Raw genomic sequence first — 2,473 nt, forward strand, 5'->3', positions numbered from 1 at the left:
CTTCAAGCTCGGCGACAAGTTCAAGGACCTGAGCGCCGAGGCGCAACAGGCGGTGCTGCACGGCACCGGCGAGCGCGAGATCACCTTCCAGTATGACGACGGCCTGCGTTCCTACAAGACGACCAAGACCTTCGAGGGCGTCATCCCCAATCTCGACCGGCGCTGGAAGGAAACGGAATCGGCCTGGATGCGCGAGGAGATCGAGCGCTTCATGTCGGCCACCCCCTGCCCTGCCTGCAACGGCTACCGGCTCAAGCCGGAGGCGCTGGCGGTGAAGATCGCCGGAAAGCACATCGGCGAGGTCACCGAACAGTCGATCCGCAAGGCCGACCAGTGGTTCACCGACCTGCCGGCGCAGCTCAACGAGAAGCAGAACGAGATCGCGGTCAGGGTGCTGAAGGAAATCCGCGAGCGGCTGCGCTTCTTGAACGATGTCGGCCTCGACTATCTGACGCTGTCGCGCAATTCGGGCACGCTGTCGGGCGGCGAGAGCCAGCGCATTCGTCTCGCCTCGCAGATCGGCTCCGGTCTGACAGGCGTGCTCTATGTGCTGGACGAGCCGTCGATCGGCCTGCATCAGCGCGACAATGCGCGACTGCTCGATACGCTGAAGCACCTGCGCGACATCGGCAACACGGTGATCGTCGTCGAGCATGACGAGGACGCCATCCTGCATGCCGACTATGTCGTCGACATCGGTCCGGCCGCCGGCATCCATGGCGGCCAGATCATCGCGCAAGGCACGCCGCAGCAGATCATGGCGACGCCCGCCTCGATCACCGGAAAATACCTTTCGGGCGAGCTCGAAGTGGCGACGCCACAGCTGCGCCGCGAAGCCAAGAAGAACCGGCGGATCAAGGTCGTCGGCGCGCGCGGCAACAATCTGAAGAACGTGACGGCGGAGATTCCGCTCGGCACCTTCACCTGCGTCACCGGTGTGTCCGGCGGCGGCAAGTCGACCTTCCTGATCGAGACGCTGTTCAAGGCGGCCTCGCGCCGCATCATGGGCTCGCGCGAGCATCCGGCCGAGCATGACCGCATCGAGGGGCTGGAGTTCCTCGACAAGGTCATCGACATCGACCAGTCGCCGATCGGGCGCACGCCGCGTTCCAACCCGGCGACCTATACCGGCGCCTTCACGCCGATCCGCGACTGGTTCGCCGGCCTGCCCGAAGCCAAGGCGCGCGGCTATCAGCCGGGGCGCTTCTCCTTCAACGTCAAGGGCGGCCGCTGCGAGGCCTGCCAGGGCGACGGCGTCATCAAGATCGAGATGCACTTCCTGCCCGACGTCTACGTCACCTGCGACGTCTGCCACGGCAAGCGCTACAACCGCGAGACGCTGGACGTGCTGTTCAAGGGCAAGTCGATCGCCGATGTGCTCGACATGACGGTCGAGGAAGGCGTCGACTTCTTCTCGGCGGTGCCCGGCGTGCGCGATAAGCTGGTGACGCTGAACCAGGTTGGCCTCGGCTACATCCATATCGGCCAGCAAGCGACGACACTTTCGGGCGGCGAGGCGCAGCGCATCAAGCTCGCCAAGGAGCTGTCGCGCAAGGCGACCGGCAAGACGCTCTACATCCTCGACGAGCCGACCACCGGCCTGCATTTCCACGACGTCGCCAAGCTGCTCGAAGTGCTGCACGAGCTGGTCGACCAGGGCAACACGGTGGTGGTGATCGAGCACAACCTCGAAGTCATCAAAACCGCCGACTGGGTGCTCGACCTCGGCCCCGAGGGCGGCGACGGCGGCGGCGAGCTGGTCGCCTCCGGCACGCCGGAAGCGATCGTGCGCGAGAAGCGCAGCTACACCGGCCAGTTCCTGAAGGAGCTTCTGGAGCGGCGCCCCGGAGGCAAGCGCGAAGCGGCTGAGTGAGCACGCAATCGTTAGTGCCTGGAGAGCGTTTGAATGACTATTAGAAGGGCGCTTTCCAGTGATCTCCAGGCAATTGTCTCGCTAACGACAGAAGCGTACGCGCCTTATACGGCGCTGCTCGGCGCGCCGCCGATCCCGGTCACGGAAGACTACGCGCCGCGCATCGAGCGCGGCGAAATCTGGCTGCTGGAGAATGGCGGCGAATTGGCCGGGCTGATCGTCCTCGAACGGCATCCTGACCACGCCATGATCTTCAGCGTCGCGGTGGCGCCGGCCTTCCAGGGCAGGAAGCTCGGCATCGCTCTGCTCGACGTCGCCGACGGGCTGGCACGGCAGTGGCACGTGCCGGAGGTGCGGCTCTACACCAATTCGCGGATGGAGCGGAACATCGCGCTCTACACCGCCTATGGCTATCGCGAGACGGGTCGCCGGCCCAATCCATACCGGCCGGGATGGACCGTCGTCGACATGGCCAAACCGGTCGACAAGGCCGCCTGATCGTATTTTTTGCAAACGGGAGGAAGACGATGACCAGCCAAGGAAAGATCCGCTCCGGCATGGGCGGCTGGACCTTCGAGCCCTGGGACACGTCCTTCTATC

General features: G+C 64.9%; 2 protein-coding genes. Both read left to right on the top strand.

All coding sequences use genetic code 11. The features are described 5' to 3' along the window. Positions 1-1,873 (top strand): excinuclease ABC subunit UvrA (uvrA, locus tag EOA38_RS33585; RefSeq protein ID WP_127301253.1); only part of this gene is annotated, 1,873 nt, incomplete at its 5' end. Positions 1,874-1,906: 33 nt separating this feature from the next. Further along, on the top strand, positions 1,907-2,371 hold the full coding sequence (locus EOA38_RS33590; RefSeq protein WP_127301254.1) for a GNAT family N-acetyltransferase: 465 nt from the start codon (positions 1,907-1,909) through the stop codon (positions 2,369-2,371). Positions 2,372-2,473: the final 102 nt, after the last annotated feature.

The sequence above is a fragment of the Mesorhizobium sp. M1E.F.Ca.ET.041.01.1.1 genome, assembly GCF_003997355.1.
Taxonomy (GTDB): domain Bacteria; phylum Pseudomonadota; class Alphaproteobacteria; order Rhizobiales; family Rhizobiaceae; genus Mesorhizobium.

Excerpts from the sequence above, each read along its gene's own strand:
- EOA38_RS33590 (WP_127301254.1), top strand. The coding sequence starts at position 1,907 with ATGACTATTAGAAGGGCGCTTTCCAGTGATCTCCAGGCAATTGTCTCG.